The sequence below is a fragment of the Methylobacterium crusticola genome, assembly GCF_003574465.1.
Lineage (GTDB): Bacteria > Pseudomonadota > Alphaproteobacteria > Rhizobiales > Beijerinckiaceae > Methylobacterium > Methylobacterium crusticola.
In genome coordinates this window covers 1-757 of record NZ_QOWC01000499.1, presented here as the reverse complement: position 1 = coordinate 757, position 757 = coordinate 1, and the positions used below count along the sequence as shown (strand labels likewise).

The window sequence follows — 757 nt, the reverse complement described above, 5'->3', positions numbered from 1 at the left end:
CGACTCGCACGAGCTTTATGAAACGGGGTCTGAAGGCGAGCGGAGCGTTGCCGACTGCGCATGACGGCCCGCCTGCACGATCAAGTCAATGCAGAGGGATTTCTGCATGGCCAGAAGATGGTGCGTGCCGCTTTGCACGAAGCAATCGATCGGAAATCTGATCGCAATCATCAGCTCACAAGACATATTACTTCTGCAATGCACGGCCCTCATACCGAGGTGATCTCAGGCGATCTGCCGGACTGGCCCAGCAGAGCAGGCAAACACGATGTCCATTCGTAAGTTTATCACGGCGGCGATCGCCGCCCTGACCTTCGTCGCTGCCGTTGCCTCTCCCGGGAAGGCGCAGGCCAGGGGCTATGGCTTCGGCGGCCTCGCAATAGGGGATATCGCCAGCGAACTCGCACTTGGGGCCGCTAAAGCCGACGCGGCACCGCGCCGTGCCGTGATCGTCGAGCACCGCTACGTTCGGAAGGGCAACCGCCTCCACTCCTGCGGCTGCGTCGTCCGGCACATCCGCGTCTTCCCATGACTCCGCCCGCGGCGCGCCGAACCCAGTGGCGCCTTCCCGCCGTCCTGCTGGCATTCGCACTCGCGAGCGTCCTGTGGTTCGGCTTCAGCCTCGCTGTGACCACGCAGTTGATCGTCGACGGGTCTATGAGAGATCAGGTCCACCTGATCTTCGGCTATGTCGACGCCGCGGTGGAGGCTGCCACTGTCGCGGGCTGTCAAACGGCATCGGAACGGGACCCCTGAT

At 62.9% G+C, this 757-nt stretch carries 1 protein-coding gene; it reads left to right on the top strand.

The annotated features are described in order from the left end of the window. The first annotated feature begins 268 nt into the window (after nucleotides 1–268). Nucleotides 269–532 (top strand): hypothetical protein, encoded by a 264-nt coding sequence (locus tag DT057_RS35105; RefSeq protein ID WP_128566582.1) that lies wholly within the window; start codon nucleotides 269–271, stop codon nucleotides 530–532. Nucleotides 533–757: the final 225 nt, after the last annotated feature.